The organism is Janthinobacterium rivuli, assembly GCF_029690045.1.
GTDB classification, from domain to species: Bacteria; Pseudomonadota; Gammaproteobacteria; order Burkholderiales; family Burkholderiaceae_D; genus Janthinobacterium; species Janthinobacterium rivuli.
On record NZ_CP121464.1, the window covers coordinates 484,309 to 501,474 of the forward strand.

Consider the following 17,166-nt stretch of genomic DNA (forward strand, 5'->3'; position numbering starts at 1 on the left):
TTTAGAACTCCCGGTCTAGAGAAATACACTGCGGCGATCGGCAATGCTTGCTACCGTACGGCCTGCATACCACCTCTACCGGACCGATCACCATGACTGCCTATCCCCACCTGCTGGCCCCGCTCGACCTGGGTTTTATCTCTTTGCGCAACCGAGTCATCATGGGGTCCATGCACACGGGCCTGGAAGACCGCTTTTATCATTATGGCAAGCTGGCCGCGTTTTACCGCGAACGGGCGCGCGGCGGCGTGGGGCTGATCGTCACGGGCGGCATCTCGCCGAACCGCCAGGGCTGGCTGCTGCCGTTCGGCGGCACCCTCAATTTCCTCGGCGACGTGCCGAACCACCGCAAGGTGACGCGCGCCGTGCACGAGGAGGGCGGCAAGATCGTCATGCAGATCCTGCATGCGGGCCGCTACGGCTATCAGCCGTTCGTCGTGTCGGCATCGGCCAAGAAGTCGCCGATCTCGCCATTCCGTCCCCGTCCCCTGAGCGAGCGTGGCATCGAACGCACCATCTGCGACTACGTGCGCTGCGCGCGCCTGGCGCAAAAGGCGGGCTACGACGGCATCGAAGTGATGGGCAGCGAAGGATATTTGCTGAACCAGTTCCTGTGCGCGCGCACGAATCTGCGCCAGGACCGCTGGGGCGGCACGATCGAGAACCGCATGCGCCTGCCCGTGGAGATCGTGCGCCGCATCCGCGCCGCCGTCGGCCCCAACTTCATCATCATGTACCGCCACTCGCTGCTCGACCTGGTCGAGGGCGGCAATACCTGGGACGACGTGGTGACGGTGGCCAAGGCGCTGGAGCAGGCCGGCGTGACGATTCTGAATACCGGCTTCGGCTGGCATGAAGCGCGGGTACCCACCATCGTCACCTCGGTGCCGCGCGCCGCCTTCGCTTCCGTGGCGGGCCGCTTGCGCCGCGAAGTGACGATACCCGTGGTGGCGTCGAACCGCATCAACATGCCGCACGAAGCGAACGCCATCCTCGAGCGGGGCGACTGCGACCTCGTGTCGATGGCGCGCCCTTTCCTGGCCGACCCCGACTTTGTCGCCAAGGCCGCCTCGGGCCGCGCCGACGAGATCAACACCTGTATCGGCTGCAACCAGGCGTGCCTGGACCACACGTTCGCCAACAAGCGCGCCAGCTGCCTGGTCAACCCGCGCGCCTGCCATGAAACGGAACTCGTGTACGCGAAAAAGGCCGTGCCGCGCCGGGTGGCCGTCGTCGGCGCTGGCCCGGCCGGCCTGTCCGCCGCCTGCGTGGCCGCCGAATGCGGGCACGCGGTGACCCTGTTCGACAGCAGCGACAGCGTCGGCGGCCAGTTCAAGGTGGCCATGCAGATACCGGGCAAGGAAGAATTTACGGAAACCATCCGCTATTTTGCGCGCCGGCTGGCGCTGCTGGAAGTCAAGCTGCGCCTGGGCCAGCGCGTCACGCGCGAGCAATTGCTGGCCGGCGGCTATGACGACGTCATCGTCGCCACCGGCATCAAGGTGCGCTTGCCGGCCATTCCCGGCATCGACCATCCGAAGGTGCTGTCGTACCTCGATGTGCTGCAAGCCAAGAAGCCCGTGGGCGCGCGCGTGGCCATCATCGGCGCGGGCGGCATCGGCTTCGATGTGGGCGAGTATCTGCTGCACGACCCGGCGCATCCATTGCCGCAACCCGTGGCCACCTGGGCGGGCGAGTGGGGCGTGGACTTGAACGCGGCCACCGGTGGCGGCCTGGTGCCGCCCGTGGCCCCCCATCCCGTGCGGCAAATCTTCCTGTTGCAACGCAAGACCTCGAAAGTGGGCGCTGGGCTGGGCAAGACCTCGGGCTGGGTGCACCGCGCGGCGCTGGCGAGAAACGGCGTGGCCATGCTGGCCGGCGTGAGCTACGACAAGATCGACGAGCAGGGCTTGCACATCACCGTGGGCGGCGAGCAGCGCCTGCTGGCGGTGGACAACGTGGTCATCTGCGCTGGCCAGGACAGCTTGACGGAACTCATGCCGGAAACGGACAAGGACGGCAAACCGCTGGCTGCAGGCGGCCCGCGCTTCCATAAAATCGGCGGCGCCGCGCTGGCGGCGGAACTCGATGCCAAGCGGGCGATACGGGAAGGGGCGGAGCTGGCGGCGAGTTTATAACCCGGAGAAAAACTGGGGTCGGACCCTCAGGGTCCGACCCCGGCATTTGCATGGGTCAGAGGTTCGGCATCAAAGAACCTTAATGGCCATGCCCCTTCTTCGCCGTCTCAAAACTCTGCAGCACGTGCTCGGCCATGCCATTGGCCAGCTCGTGCTCGCCGATAAAGACCTTGCCCGCGTTTTCCGCGCGCAGCAATTCCGCCTCTTCCTCGCTGTGTGTGCGCACCACTGTCAGAATGCCCGGGTTCAGCGCGCGCGCCGTCTCGATCATGGCGCGCACGTGGAAGGTATCGGGCGTGGCGATGACGAGCATGGTGGCGTGCGTGATGTGCGCCTGGATCAGCACGGCCGGTTCGCCCGCATTGCCGGCCACGGCCGGGATGCCCTGCTTGCGCAGCTGATCGACGATTTCGCGGTTCTCCTCGGCGACGACAAAATGAATACCGCGCTCCATCAGGGCGGCGGCGATGCGCCGGCCCACGCGGCCATAGCCGACCAGGACGATCTGGCCCGACAGCTTTTCCTGCGGCACCGTCATCGGCAGCTCGGCCAGCGGGTCCGTGGTGCGTTCGAACTTGCGCGCGAAATCGCTGTTGTTCATCACGCGCAGCAGCGGCTTGGCCATGCTGAAGACGAGCGGGTTGAGGGCGATCGACAGGATGGCGCCAGCCAGGATCAGGCTTTGGCCTTCCTGCGGCATCAGGCCCAGGGAGAGGCCCAGCGCGGCCAGGATGAACGAGAATTCACCGATTTGCGCCAGGCTGGCCGAGACGATGATGGCCGTTTTCGGCGGATAGCGCAGCGCCATCACCAGCAAAAAGGCGGCGATCGACTTGCCGAAGATAATGATGGCGCACACGGCCAGCACTTGCAGGGGCTTGTCGATGAGGATGTTCGGTTCGAACAGCATGCCGACGGAAACAAAGAACAGCACGGCAAACGCGTCGCGCAGAGGCAGCGACTCTTCCGCGGCGCGGTGGCTCAGTTCGGATTCGCGCAGCACCATGCCGGCGAAGAAGGCGCCCAGCGCGAACGACACGCCGAACAGCTTGGTCGAAGCGTAGGCGATGCCGACGGCGGCGGCGATCACGCACAGGGTGAACAGCTCGCGCGAGCCGGTGCGCGCCACTTGCCACAGGATCCATGGGAACAGCTTGCGGCCGACCACCAGCATGAAGACGATAAAGCCGGCTACTTGCCCCAAGGTCACGGCCAGGGTTTGCCACAGGCTGACGGCCTCGGCATCCGGCGCGACCTTGCCGCCCAGCACGCCGGCAAACGCCGGCAGCAGCACGAGGACCAGCACGGTGACGAGGTCTTCCACCACCAGCCAGCCGACGGCGATGCGGCCATTGAGGGAGTCGAGGATGCCCCGTTCTTCCAGCGCGCGCAGCAGCACCACGGTACTGGCCACGGACAGGGCCAGTCCAAAGATCAGTCCGCCACCGAGGGTCCAGCCCCACCAGTGCGCCAGTCCCATGCCCATCGCCGTGGCGACACCGATCTGCAGGATGGCGCCGGGCAGCGCGATCTTGCGCACGTCCCACAAGTCTTCAATGGAAAAGTGCAGGCCGACACCGAACATCATCAGCATCACCCCGATTTCCGCCAATTGTCCCGCTATTTCCGCATCCGCCACGAAACCGGGCGTGGCCGGTCCGATGATGATGCCGGCGGCCAGATAGCCGACCAGTGCCGGCAGTTTCAGGCGCGCGGCGATGAAGCCGAAGATGAGGCCGAACCCGAGGGCGGCGGCGATGGTGGTAATCAGGCTGATGTCATGGGGCATGCGTGTGGGGTTCCTTATGGGGACGTGCGGATAGAAAAAGATGTTGCTCAGCGACCAAGTATAAACGCATCAAAGCCCCTGCCGGAAAATTTCCTGCGGCTTTATTGCAAAAAACCTGTGCTATATCTTCGTCCAGGTGGCCGCGAACGCATGTCATCCACCTCGAACATCGCCTAATTCAGGAGTCAGGCGATGTTACACCCATGCGCTCAGAGCTTGCGCACGACCACGCAGCCGATGGAATAGCCGGCGCCGAACGAGCAGATGACGCCCGTGGCGCCCGCCGCCATGTCATCCTGATATTTATGGAAGGCGATGATGGAACCGGCTGACGAGGTATTGGCATAGGTGTCGAGGATCACGGGCGCTTCGTTCTCTTGCGCGTCGCGGCCCAGGATCAGGCGCGCGATCAGCAAATTCATGTTCAGGTTGGCCTGGTGCAGCCAGTAGCGCGAGACTTGCGCCACTTCCACGCCGGCCTTGGCCAGGGTCGCCTTGATCATCTCGGCCGCCATCGGGCACACTTCCTTGAAGACCTTGCGGCCTTGCTGGCGGAACAATTTGTCCGCCTGGCCCACGCCGGATTCGTCAAAGCGGTTGAGGAAGCCGAAATTGTTGCGGATGGCATTCGAGAAGCGCGTTTTCAGTTCCGTGCCGATGATCTCGAATTGATGCTGCGACACGGCCGTGTCTTTTGCTTCGACGATGATGGCGGTGCAGGCGTCGCCGAAAATGAAATGGCTGTCGCGGTCGCGCCAGTTCAGGTGGCCGCTGGTGATTTCGGGATTCAACACCAGCACGGCGCGCGCCTGGCCGCTTTGCACGGCGGCCACGGCTTGCTGGATGCCGAAGGTGGCGGACGAGCACGCCACGTTCATATCAAAACCATAACCATCGATGCCCAGCGCATCCTGCACTTCCACGGCCATGGCCGGGTAGGCGCGCTGCATATTGCTGCAAGCGACCAGTACCATGTCGATATCGGCCGGCGTGCGGCCGGCGCGGGCCAGCGCATCGTGCGCGGCGGCGACAGCCATTTCCGCCTGCAGCGACAGTTCGTCATCGCCCCGTTCCGCAATGCGCGAGACCATGCGCGCCGGATCGAGGATGCCTTCCTTTTCCATCACGAAGCGCGACTTGATGCCGGACGCCTTTTCGATGAAGGCCACGCTCGACAGATCCAGCGCCGTCACTGTGCCCGCGGCGATCGCGTCGGCGTTGTCGGCATTGAATTTTTCCGCGTAGGCATTGAAGCAGGTGACCAGCTCTTCGTTGGAGATCGAAAATGGCGGCGTGTACAGTCCGGTACCGCTGATGACGACTTGTTTCATGGTTAAACTTTCAAATTTGGCAATCGACGTGGCGCCGATAAGTGAAGCAAATTTTACACAAACAGGCTCGACTGTAGAGAGTTTCGTGTTGCGGGGCAGGGGAAGTGTGGCGGAAGATTGATTTTTGTCGCGTGGAGCGGTGCTGGGGGTATTGCGTGTGATGGGGTCAGACCCGCCGGGTCTGACCCCAAACTGCTTACTTCTTCTGTTCTTTCTTGACGTCGGCCTGCACCACCACCGGTTCGGCCTTGGCCAGCTGCACCGGCAAACCTTTCAGGTGGTTCAGCGCCTGGTGCAATTGGAAATCGTCCTTGCTGCCAAATTCCAGCGGCTTGCGGGTCTTTTCCAGCGCGATGATGCGCAATTGTTCTTCCATCTCGTCGTTGACGGGGGCCGCCTTGGTGCTTTCCTTGTCGCGGTCGTTGCTCAGGTGTTTGGTCAGGTCCGCTTCGCGGATGCGCAAGCCGTTCAGGCCGTCGCCGTCCGCATTTTCATCGACCAGCAAATCGGGCACGATGCCCTTGGCCTGGATCGAGCGGCCGTTCGGCGTGTAGTAGCGGGCCGTCGTCAGCTTGACGGCCGTGTCGGCCGTCAATTGACGGATGGTTTGCACAGAACCCTTGCCGAAGGTTTGCGTGCCGATGATGGTGGCGCGCTTGTAATCCTGCAAGGCGCCGGCGACGATTTCCGAGGCCGAAGCCGAGCCCGTGTTGACGAGCACCACCAGCGGCACTTTCTTGATGGCGGCCGGCAATTTCGCCAGCGCGTCGCCTTCCGAGCGGAAGGTATAGTATTCGGCGCGGCCATAAAACACCTGTTTCGAGTCCGGCAACTGGCCATTCGTCGAGACGATGGCCGCGTCTTTCGGCAGGAAGGCGGCCGAGACGCCGATGGCGCCCTGCAGCACGCCGCCCGGATCGTTGCGCAGGTCCAGCACCATGCCCTTGATGTTCGGATCTTGTTTATATAGCGCCGTGATCTGCGCGGCCATGTCGTCGACGGTCGGTTCCTGGAATTGCGACACGCGCAGCCAGGCGTAGCCCGGCTCGACCATCTTCGCCTTCACGCTTTTTTGATGGATTTCTTCGCGCGTGATGGTAAAGGCCAGCGGCTGCGCTTCATCCTTGCGGGCAATCGTCAGCGACACTTTGGTGCCCGGCTCGCCGCGCATGCGCTTGACGTTGTCGTCCAGGCTGACGCCCTTCACGGGCTGGCCATCGAGGCGGGTGATCAGGTCGCCGGCCTTGATGCCGGCGCGGTAGGCGGGCGAATCCTCGATGGGCGAGACGATCTTGATGTAGCCGTCTTCGCTGAGGCCAATTTCAATGCCCAGGCCGACGAATTTGCCTTCGGAGCCTTCGCGCAGTTCGGCGTAGGCTTTCTTGTCGAGGTAGGCGGAATGGGGGTCGAGCGAGGCAACCATGCCGGAAATGGCGTCTTCCAGCAGTTTCTTGTCTTCGACGGGTTCCACGTAATCGGACTTGATCAGGCCAAACACATCGGCCAGCTGGCGCAACTCTTCCAGCGGCAGGGGCGGCTCGACGTTTTTTTGCGCCATGGCGGAAAATTGCAGCGACACGGCGACGCCGGCCACCACGCCCAGGCCGATCAAGCCGGTATTTTTGAGTTTGCCCATCATTGCACCTTTGCAGCTAGCGTGTCTTGCACAAGCGCCAGTCCCCGTGGAGCGGCGCTTTGTTGAAAGTATAGACCTGAATCTCTGCCGGCGTGGGCCGGCCATGGAAAAAGCGTGCCTGGGCCCAGTCTACGCGCGAAAACGGGGCTGCCAGCTTGCCATATGTTGCGGTTTTGTATGCGATGTATAGTTACTCTTGAGGGGAGTAAGCATTTGTAAGAGTCGAAAAAAAGCGTGTGCCGCGGCCCTATAGTGGACTCGCATTCTCGACCCGAAGTGGTTTTGCCTGCGTCCACGGACGCAGGCTTTTTTTATCTGCGGGCTGCGGCTCATTTAGACTGGAGCTTCTTTCTTCCCAGCAGATAAAAAATGTTAACTGATTTGCAGGCACGTGTCTCGCTCGAAGCGCTGATTGAAAAGTATCTGAGGGGGCGGGATCCTGATGTCGGCCTGCTGATCGACATCGTTCAGGATCCGTCACGGCAAGTGCCGATTAGAAGCGTGCTCGAAGCTATCGGGCAGTTCAACAACACGCAGTTCACGCAACAGGAACTGGCGCTGATCGACGACCTGTTCTATCTGTATGGATAAACGCTGCATGCGCTGTTCCAGCCCACGCCATGCTCGCCGGACTGGACAATGAAAGCCCCTTGAGCTTGGCCGAACTGAGCGGCGCGTGCTACATTCCTGCAGCACCTGGCGCGGCAGGCTATCCGCCCGAAGCTATCCGCCCGGTCTTTTTGACATGCCCCATAAGGACAATCCGTGAATCGCTATCTCTTGAGCAGTCTGACCCTGACCCTGTTGGCTGCGTTTGCCCATGCCGCCGAACCGGTATCCGCCGCTGCCGCCCCGACCGTGGCCCCAAGCGCCGCACCTGCCGCCGCTGGCGTCGTTTCCGGCATCGACGTGCAGTACATCGACCCCGCCGTGCGCGTGCAGGACGATTTCTTCACCCATTTGAATGGCAAGTGGCTGGCCACGGCCGAGATTCCTGCCGATAAGTCGAGCTGGGGTTCGTTCGCCAAGTTGCGCGATGACACGACGCCGCAATTGCGCGGCATCATCGTCGCTACGCAACAGGACAAAAACAAGAAGGCCGGTTCCGAAGCGCAGAAAATCAGCGACCTGTACGCCAGCTACATGGATGAAGCCAAGCTCGAAGCGCTGGGCACGAAGCCGCTGGCCGGCGAATTGAACCGCATCCGCTCGCTGCGTGACAAGAAGGGCGTGCCCGCCCTGATCGCCCACCTGAGCCAGGCGCGCGTGTCGACCCCGTACGCCGTCTACGTGGGCCAGGATGCGCGTGCCTCCACCAAATACGCCGTGTATGTGAGCCAGAGCGGCCTGGGCATGCCTGACCGCGATTACTACCTGGAAGCCAAGCAGGCTGGCGTGAAAGAAAAATACCAGGCGCACGTGGAAAAAATGCTGGCCATGGCCGGCGACAAGAATGCCGCCGCCCGCGCCAAGGCTGTCGTTGCGCTGGAAACGGCCCTGGCCGAAGTGCAATGGACCAAGGTTGAGAACCGCGACCCCGTGAAACGCTACAACAAGACCGACATCAACAAGCTCAACGAGCTCACTCCCGGCTACGACCTGAAGTCCAGCCTGGCTGCCTTGGGCATCGCCAACAAGGTCGATTACGTCATCGTCAACCAGCCGAGTTACCTGGCCGGCTACAACAAGGTACTGGCCGCAAGCGACCTGGACACCGTGAAAGCCTACTTCGAATGGCAGTTGCTGAACAGCTATGCCAGCTATCTGTCGAAAAACTTCGTCGACGAGAACTTTGCCTTCTATGGCACGGTACTCAGTGGCGTGACGGAAAACCAGCCGCGCTGGAAGCGTGGCGTGGGCGCCGTCGAAGGCGTGCTGGGCGAAGCCGTCGGCAAACTGTATGTCGCGCAATATTTCCCTGCGGAGCGCAAGGCGCACATGCAGGAACTGGTGAAAAACGTGCTGGCCGCCTACAAGGACAGCATCGACACCCTGGACTGGATGAGCCCGGAAACCAAGAAGGAAGCGCAAGCCAAGCTGGCCAAGTTCACGCCGAAGATCGCGTATCCGAACAAATGGCGCGATTACACGAAGCTGCAAATCGTCCAGGGTGACCTGGTGGGCAACATCATGCGCGCGGCGAATTTCGCTTCGGCGCGCCAGGTGGCCAAGCTGGGCAAGCCGATCGACCGCGAAGAGTGGGGCATGACGCCGCAAACGGTGAACGCCTATTACAGCTCGACGATGAATGAAATCGTCTTCCCGGCCTCGATTCTGCAGCCGCCGTTCTTCGACGCCAACGCGGACGACGCCGTCAACTATGGCGCCATCGGCGCCGTCATCGGCCATGAAATCAGCCATGGCTTCGACGACAAGGGCAGCCAGTCCGATGGCGACGGCAACCTGCGCGACTGGTGGACCCCGGCCGACCGCAAGAATTTCGCCGCCAAGGCCGACGCGCTGACCAAGCAATACGATGGCTACAGTCCATTGCCGGGCTACAACGTCAACGGCGCGCTGACCCTGGGTGAAAACATCGCCGACAACTCGGGCGTCGCGATCGCCTATAAAGCCTACAAGATTTCGCTGGGCGGCAAGCCGGCGCCCGTACTCGATGGCTTGACGGGCGACCAGCGCTTCTACATGGGCTTTGGCCAGGTCTGGCGCAGCAAGATGCGCGAAGCGCAGCAGATCGTGCAAATCAAGACCGATCCGCATTCGCCGGGCCAGTACCGTGCGAACGGCACCATGGTCAACCAGCCTGGTTTCTATGAAGCGTTTGGCGTGAAACCGGGCGACAAGATGTATGTTGCCCCGGAAAACCGCGTGATCATCTGGTAAACGTCATATCCATGTAAACGTTATCTTGTCACAACAAAAAAGACCACTTGCGTGGTCTTTTTTGCATTCTGGTCAAAGTTTTTTCTGTCGTTTCGGCCGGTATGCTACAGTCAAAAACCGGGCCAGAAGCCTTGGGCCTTCTGACCCTTATATTCCACACAATATAATATAGAGGACAATCGTGAATCGTTATTTGTTAAGTGCATTGACCCTGAGTTTGCTGGCCGGCGTGTCCGGCATGGCTGGCGCCGCTGATAGCGCCAAGAAAGCCGCTCCCGCCACGGCCGTCGCCGCCGCGGCGCTGACGTCCGGCATCGCCGTCGAATACGTCGATCCTGCCGTGCGCGCGCAGGACGATCTGTTCCAGCACCTGAATGGCAAATGGCTGGCGGAAACCGTGATTCCTGCCGACAAGTCGAGCTGGGGCAGCTTTGCCAAGCTGGCTGATGATACGCAAACGCAGCTGCGCGGCATCGTCGAAGGCGCCGCCGCTGACAAAGCCCGCGCGGCCGGTTCGAATGCACAGAAAATCGGTGATTTTTATAACAGCTTCATGGATGAAGCCAAGCTGGAAAGCCTGGGGTTGAGCCCATTGAACGCGGAACTGGCGAAGATCGCCGCGCTGCAGGACAAGGCGGAATTGCCAGCCGTGATTGCCCACTTCAGCAAGCTGGGCGTGACTTCGCCTTACGACTTCGGCATCCACCAGGACGCCAAGGATTCCACCAAATACGTGGCCGACATCGTGCAAAGCGGCCTGGGTTTGCCTGACCGCGATTACTACCTGGAAGCGGGCAAGGCCGATACGCGCGCCAAATACCTGGCCCACGTGGAAAAAATGCTCAGCCTGGCTGGCGACGCGAATGCCGCCGCCAATGCCAAGGCCATCCTGGCGCTGGAAACGGAACTGGCCAAGGCGCAATGGAGCAATGTGCAGAACCGCGATCCCGTCAAGACCTACAACAAGGTGGAATTGGCGAAACTGGCCAGCGTGGCGCCAGGCTACGACTGGGCCCGTTACCTGAAGGACACGGGCATTGCCGGCAAGGTCAATTATGTGATCGTCAGCCAGCCCAGCTATCTGAAAGGCTTTGCCGAGATCGCCAACAAGACGCCGCTGGACACGTGGAAAGCATACTTCCAGTGGCACTTGCTGCACGCTAACGCCGGCTATCTGCCAAAAGCGTATGTCGATGAAAACTTCGCTTTCTATGGCACCACCCTGACGGGTGTGACGGAAATGCGTCCGCGCTGGAAACGCGGCGTGGGCGCCGTCGAAGGCGCGCTGGGCGAAGCCGTGGGCCAGCTGTACGTGGAACAATATTTCCCGGCCGAACGCAAGGTGCGCATGGAAGCGCTGGTGAAAAATCTGATGACGGCCTACCAGCAAAGCATCGACAAGCTCGACTGGATGAGCCCTGTCACCAAGAAACAGGCGCAAATCAAGCTGGCCAAGTTCACCACCAAGATCGGCTACCCGAACAAATGGCGCGATTACTCGGGCCTGACGGTGGCGCCGGACGATTTGATCGGCAACATCCAGCGTTCGCACTTGCTGAACTACAACCGTGAATTGAACAAGCTGGGCCAGCCGATCGACCGCGACGAGTGGGGCATGACGCCACAGACCGTGAACGCCTATTACAACCCGGAACTGAACGAAATCGTCTTCCCGGCCGCTATCCTGCAAGCGCCGTTCTTCGACGCCAACGCGGACGACGCCGTCAACTATGGCGCCATCGGCGGCGTCATCGGTCATGAAATCAGCCACGGCTTCGACGACCAGGGCGCCCAGTACGACGGCGACGGCAACCTGCGCGACTGGTGGACCAAGGCCGACCATAAAAACTTCGCCAAGAAAACCAAGCAGCTGGTGGCGCAGTACAACAGCTTCAGCCCCGTCAAGGACCACTTCGTCAATGGCGAACTGACCCTGGGCGAGAACATCGCCGACAATTCCGGCGTGGCGATTGCGTACAAAGCGTATAAATTGTCGCTGAACGGCAAGAAAGCTCCCGTCATCGACGGCTTCACGGGCGAGCAGCGTTTTTATGCTGGCTTTGCCCAGGTATGGCGCATGAAGATGCGTGAAGCGCAGCAACTGGTCTTGCTGAAAACGGACCCGCACTCGCCAGGCCAGTTCCGCGCCAACGGCACCATGCGCAACCAGCCCGGCTTCTATCAAGCCTTCGACGTGAAACCGGGCGACAAGATGTACCTGCCACCGAAAGACCGCGTCATCATGTGGTAACAGCAGTGCTAACGCGCTAGCACCGGGCCGCCCCGCTATCAAGCCGGGCGGCTTTTTCACGCCGTGTGATCTGGCACAAACTGCGGACGAAAAAAAACCGCCCATCCGGGCGGTTCCTGGTTCAGCGCGCTGGCTGAATTATTTGGCAGGCTCGGCTGCAGGAGCAGCGCCATCAGCGGCCGCGGCTGGTGCCGGCACTTCCGGTTCCTTGAACTTGCCGCCCGACGCGTTGGCGATATAGACGACGGCGCGCGCCACTTCCACATCGTCGAGGTCGGGATTGCCGCCCTTGGCCGGCATCGCGCGCAAGCCTTCGATGGCGTGTTTCAGGACCGTATCGTAACCCTGGGCCAGGCGGGCCGACCAGCCACCCGCGTCGCCAAACTTCGGTGCACCGGCCACGCCGGCGCCATGGCAAGCCACGCAGGTCGCCGTGTACACGGCTTCACCGCTTTGCAGCACTTTCGGACCGCTGGCATCCTTGAAGGTAAAGCCGGCGTTGGCCACCGGGCTCAAACGCTCGGCAATGGCTTCCGGCGACTGGCTGTCCGTACCGGCGCCCGTCAGTTTTTGCGCCGTGACGAACTGCACCAGCAGGATGATGCCGATGACGGTGATGAGGAAGAAGCCAGCTACGGCGGCAAGCAATTGTTTAGGCGTTTTGATCGCTGATTGTTGTTCGTTATGTGCGTCGCTCATGATGTCCTTAGTCCAGATTTGAAACTGATGGCCGTGTAAGGTAGCATTTTTACATGCTTGGATGTAAACCTTTATGAAACCCACAATTATAGGCACAAAAATTGAGCAGTGACATGCAATTGCCAGCGATACGACAGTTTCCGTAGACGTAGGTAAAGAAAAACGGTATCCTTCGCATCACTTCAGAAATTCCCCCTACGCGGCTGTAGCTCAGTGGATAGAGTATTGGCCTCCGAAGCCAAGGGTCGTGGGTTCGATCCCCGCCAGCCGCACCAAGATGTCCCTCGTCGTTTCCTCAATTATTCTTCCCCTCTGTTCGCAGTTGATGGCTTGCCCCGTGCTTGTCCCTGCACACATTGTTATACTATTTTGGTTGCGTTTATTGCGTTTGACTCGTAAGCTTGAATGAAAAGCAGGGAGGAATGCCATGTCGAATGTAATCGATCGTCTGGAAAATAAAGAAGATCTGGAACTGGCGAAAGCGGCGCAACGCTGTCTGGTCAGTGCGCTGGATCATTCGCGTGCCGTGCAGATTGCCGTTCTGGAGGAGGGAGCGCAAGACTTGGGCGATGCCCCCTTGCTGCGCTTGCCGCCGAATGTGTTGCGCCTGTTTGCCGATGTCCTGGGTACCCTGGCGCAAGGTAAGGCCGTGACGGTCATGCCGAAGGAACATGATGTGACAACGCAGGAAGCGGCGATGTATTTGAATATGTCGCGGCCTTATCTGGTGCGCCTGCTGGAGGCTGGGAAGATTCCCCATCATAAGGTGGGTACGCACCGACGGTTGCGCTTTGAGGATGTGGTGCAATACAAGGATGAGCGCAAACGGCGTTCGCAACAGGCCTTGCAGGCCTTGGCAGATCAGGCGCAGGAGCTTGAACTGGGGTACTGATGGCCGGATACCACCGTTACACTGCCGTCCTCGATGCCTGTGTGTTGTACCCGGCATCCTTGCGCGATTTATTGCTGAGTTTGGCGGCGGACGGTATCTTCAGCGCACGCTGGACTGCGCAGATACAGGAGGAGTGGCAGCGCAACTTGCTGCTCAAGCGGCCTGATCTGGACCCTTCGGCCTTGGCGCGCACCAGCGCGCTGATGGCCGAGGCAGTGGAGGACGGCGTAATCGAGTCATACGAATATCTGATTGATGCCTTGGTCTTGCCCGATGCCGACGACCGGCACGTGTTGGCGGCAGCCATCGTGGGGCATGCAGACGCTATCGTCACATTCAATCTCAAAGACCTCCCGGACGCGATCATGCGAGGGCACAACATTGAAGTCTTGCACCCCGATGATTTTCTGGTAGCGCAGTATGAACTCGCGCCGATACGCACGCTCAGTGTCGTCAAGGAAAACCGGGCGCTATTGCGAAAACCAACCAGATCCGCCGCCGAACTGATTGCCACTTACGAAGCGCAAGGCTTGCCGCAACTGGGCAAGTTGCTGCGTTCCGCGATTGCCTTGCTCTAGCGCCCGCTCCCACCACTCCGCTGCGACCCTTGAATACATGCCTGCGTTTTTCTGAGGCTTGAACTGCCGTTTTTTCAGGCATGATCCTGCCTGAAACATCCCTGACGCCCCTGCCGTTGTCGCTTTACAACCTCCAAAGTCCTTCCAGCGCCGATATCAAAATTGATATCGAAACAGTGGAAAAATTGATTGGAGAGATTATCGCCCAGCCCCTAAGATAAACGCCGAGCATGCGAACGACATGCAAGCGATACAAAAAATATCAATACAATATCTGGAGATTCATGATGCGCAACGCCACCGGCCCGCTCGCGGCCACTTCCCCTCGTCCATTCACCTTGAAGGCAGCCGTTGCGGCACTGGCCGGTATTGGCTTGCTGAGCACGGCTTCGGTCTGGGCGCAGGAGGCGGTGGCGGCCGGTGCCAGTGCCGAGTCGGCTGCGGAAGTGTCGGTCGTGACCGTCAGCGGCGTGCGCCGCTCGGCCCAGAATTCCCAGCAGATCAAGATGCGTTCGGACCAGGTCATCGATTCCATCGTTGCCGATGATATCGGCAAATTCCCCGATAACAACGTGGCCGAGACGCTGGCGCGCATTTCCGGCATCCAGATCCGCCGCGATTCGGGCGAGGCGAGCGCCGTCATGATCCGCGGCTTGCGCGATGTCACGACCCTGCTCAATGGCCGCGAACTGTTCACCACCACGGGCCGCTACGTCAACCTGGCCGACATTCCCGCCACGATGCTGCAGCGCGTGGACGTCTATAAGTCGCAGGGCGCGGACCAGGTCGAAGGCGGCGTGGCCGGCATCATCGACGTGCGCACGAATCGCCCCTTCGATTTCAAGGAGTTTACCGCCAGCGTGAATACGCGCGCCGTCTACAGCGACAAATCCAAGGCTACCGACCCGAACATCAGTGGCATGCTGTCGAACCGCTGGAAGACGGGCATCGGCGAAGTGGGCGCGCTGCTGGGCTTGTCGCAGCAGCAGCACCGCTACCATGAAGAACGCGCGTTCAATACGGCGCCCGTGGATAAAAGTTTCCTGTTGCCTGGCTTGACGGGGCCGGATCAGGTGGGCTTGCTGCCGATCAAGGGCGACCGCCGCCGCACGACCGCCAATGCCGTGCTGCAATGGCGCCCGAACGCCGACGTCGAACTGTATGCGGAAGGCATGGCCACGCGCTTCCTGCTCGATGCCGAGTCCGATTACTTCGTCGGCTTGCCGTGGTGGGGCACGGCCGTGTCGGCAACAAAAATTCCCGGCACCGACCAGCTGCAAACGCTCACATCCACCAACGTCAACACCATCATGTCGACGCAGGCGAACAAGAACCAGACGAAGACGCATCAGTTTGCCGTGGGTGGCTTGTGGGATATCAATCCGGAATGGCGTTTCACGTCGGAAGTGGCCAGCACCAAGAGCACCTATGCCTGGCGCAACCCGATTCTCGATGCGATTACGGTCGTGCCGAATGCCCGCATCAATACCAATCAGAACGGCACCTTGCACGTCGACTACACGGGCGTCGATTTGCAAGACCCGTCGAACTACTATCTGAAGGGCTTTTTCGACCGCTACGGCCGGGATCAGGGCAGCTCGAACGATGTGCGCGCCGACCTGGCGTACACGCCGAGCGCCGGCGGCATCTTCAAGGAAATCAGCGTCGGCTTGCGCGGCGTGAAGCGCGAAGCCGAATCGATCAAGAGCTTCGAGGGCAATGCGGAAGCACCGGACGTGTCCGGCGCCGCGTTTCCGTTCAGCCGTCAGAGCGTCACGTCGATTCCGGGCCTCAATTGCCTGTCGGAACCGATGTCCAGCGGCGGCCCCGACTATGGTTTGAAGCAGTGGTACACGCCGTGCGCCAGCTTCCTGCTCAATAACACGGGCACCATCCGCGAAGCCGTCACGGGCAGCAGCGCGGCACGGGCCATGGACCCGGGCTCGTTCTTCAAGGACACGGAAAAGACGTATTCGATCTATACCAAGGCCAAGGTCGCCTTCAAGCTGGGCGCCTACCCCGTCGACGGCACTGTGGGCGTGCGCGTCGTACGCACCGAGCAAAGTCTACAAGGCAACAGTTCGCAAGATGGCGTCTACACGCCCGTCATCAGCGACACGGCCAGCACCGACGTGCTGCCGAGCGTGGCCTTGAAAATCAAGCTGCGCTCTGACCTGGTCGGCCGCTTCGCTGCGGGCCGCACCATCAGCCGTCCGGGCTTTTCCCAGCTGAACCCTGGCGTGGCTCTGGTCAACTCGACGGAAACGGTGAAGGCGACGGGCGCGGGCGGCAATCCGAACTTGAAACCGGTGACGGGCGACAATGTTGACGCCGCACTGGAATGGTATTTCGCGCCAGCCGGTTCCGTGACGGCCACCGTGTTCCACCACAAGTTCGACGGCTATATCCAGCAACGCATTTCCAGCGAAACCATCGCCGGCAAGACCTATGATGTGGATCGCCCGTACAACACCGCCGCCGGCAAGTTGCAAGGCCTGGAAATTGGCTACCAGCAGTTTTATGACGGCTTGCCTGGCCTGTTGAGCGGCCTGGGCTTGCAAGCGAACGGCACCTACATGAGCGGCAAGACCAACGACGAGACGGGCAGCCATGCCATCACGGGCGTGTCGCGCTATGCCTACAACCTGGTCGTGCTGTACGAAAAAGATGCCTGGTCGGGCCGCCTGGCCTACAACTGGCGCTCGAAATTCATCGACAGCTACAACCAGGGCGGCCCTGGCCTGGACTTGAAAGTGGCGGCCACGGCCCAGCTCGACGGTTCGCTGTCGTACAAGATCAATGACCAGTTCACCGTGACCCTCGATGGGAATAACTTGCTCGACACCAAGTTCAAGGATTACTGGAACGAGCCGGGCGTGTATGCGCGCGATACGCGCCGCTATGACCGGACAGTTGGCGTATCACTGCGCTGGAAGATGTAGCTTGATCGCATCGTAAAAAATCAAGGGCGTTGCCAAGGTTTCGGCCGGCAGCGCCTGTGTCAGTTGGGC

General features: G+C 60.9%; 11 protein-coding genes and 1 tRNA gene. 8 read left to right on the forward strand and 4 right to left on the reverse strand.

Annotation, left to right across the window (positions count from 1 at the left end):
- Positions 1 to 92: 92 nt before the first annotated feature.
- A complete protein-coding gene (locus tag P9875_RS02145) occupies positions 93 to 2,138 on the forward strand; it encodes an NADPH-dependent 2,4-dienoyl-CoA reductase (RefSeq protein WP_278317466.1) in 2,046 nt (681 codons plus the stop codon).
- Positions 2,139 to 2,217: 79 nt separating this feature from the next.
- On the opposite strand, the gene ybaL is transcribed toward P9875_RS02145, so the two are convergent.
- From ybaL to P9875_RS02160, 3 genes are all read right to left on the reverse strand, one after another.
- Entirely contained in the window at positions 2,218 to 3,927 is a 1,710-nt protein-coding gene (gene ybaL / locus P9875_RS02150) for a YbaL family putative K(+) efflux transporter (RefSeq protein ID WP_278317467.1), read from the reverse strand.
- A 209-nt stretch (positions 3,928 to 4,136) separates the two neighbouring features.
- The gene (locus tag P9875_RS02155; protein ID WP_176389838.1) at positions 4,137 to 5,258 is read right to left on the reverse strand and encodes a beta-ketoacyl-ACP synthase III; all 1,122 of its coding nucleotides are present in this window, start codon (positions 5,256 to 5,258) and stop codon (positions 4,137 to 4,139) included.
- A gap of 196 nt (positions 5,259 to 5,454) precedes the next feature.
- Positions 5,455 to 6,897 (reverse strand): S41 family peptidase, encoded by a 1,443-nt coding sequence (locus P9875_RS02160; protein WP_278317468.1) that lies wholly within the window; start codon positions 6,895 to 6,897, stop codon positions 5,455 to 5,457.
- A gap of 366 nt (positions 6,898 to 7,263) precedes the next feature.
- Here P9875_RS02160 and P9875_RS02165 point away from each other — a divergent pair, with 366 nt between their 5' ends.
- From P9875_RS02165 to P9875_RS02175, 3 genes are all read left to right on the forward strand, one after another.
- Positions 7,264 to 7,485: a hypothetical protein gene (locus P9875_RS02165; protein ID WP_278317469.1), complete on the forward strand. Its 222-nt coding sequence runs from the start codon at positions 7,264 to 7,266 to the stop codon at positions 7,483 to 7,485.
- A 174-nt stretch (positions 7,486 to 7,659) separates the two neighbouring features.
- Complete coding sequence (locus tag P9875_RS02170; protein WP_278317470.1) at positions 7,660 to 9,735, forward strand: M13 family metallopeptidase; 2,076 nt, start codon at positions 7,660 to 7,662, stop codon at positions 9,733 to 9,735.
- Positions 9,736 to 9,916: 181 nt separating this feature from the next.
- On the forward strand, positions 9,917 to 11,986 hold the full coding sequence (locus P9875_RS02175; RefSeq protein WP_035823635.1) for a M13 family metallopeptidase: 2,070 nt from the start codon (positions 9,917 to 9,919) through the stop codon (positions 11,984 to 11,986).
- 138 nt (positions 11,987 to 12,124) lie between these two features.
- Here the strand turns inward: P9875_RS02175 and P9875_RS02180 are convergent, their stop codons facing one another.
- Positions 12,125 to 12,685 carry a c-type cytochrome gene (locus tag P9875_RS02180; protein WP_035823637.1) on the reverse strand — a complete coding sequence of 187 codons (561 nt, stop codon included), beginning with the start codon at positions 12,683 to 12,685 and terminating at the stop codon, positions 12,125 to 12,127.
- Positions 12,686 to 12,884: 199 nt separating this feature from the next.
- On the opposite strand from P9875_RS02180, the gene P9875_RS02185 reads away from it, so the two are divergent.
- From P9875_RS02185 to P9875_RS02200, 4 genes are all read left to right on the forward strand, one after another.
- Positions 12,885 to 12,960, forward strand: a tRNA-Arg gene (locus P9875_RS02185).
- Between the two features lie 152 nt (positions 12,961 to 13,112).
- On the forward strand, positions 13,113 to 13,577 hold the full coding sequence (locus tag P9875_RS02190; RefSeq protein ID WP_035823639.1) for a helix-turn-helix domain-containing protein: 465 nt from the start codon (positions 13,113 to 13,115) through the stop codon (positions 13,575 to 13,577).
- The gene (locus P9875_RS02195) at positions 13,577 to 14,155 is read left to right on the forward strand and encodes a PIN domain-containing protein (RefSeq protein ID WP_099401173.1); all 579 of its coding nucleotides are present in this window, start codon (positions 13,577 to 13,579) and stop codon (positions 14,153 to 14,155) included. Before P9875_RS02190 ends, P9875_RS02195 begins: the two co-directional genes overlap by 1 nt.
- Positions 14,156 to 14,439: 284 nt before the next feature.
- Positions 14,440 to 17,097 carry a TonB-dependent receptor gene (locus P9875_RS02200; RefSeq protein WP_278317471.1) on the forward strand — a complete coding sequence of 886 codons (2,658 nt, stop codon included), beginning with the start codon at positions 14,440 to 14,442 and terminating at the stop codon, positions 17,095 to 17,097.
- Positions 17,098 to 17,166: the final 69 nt, after the last annotated feature.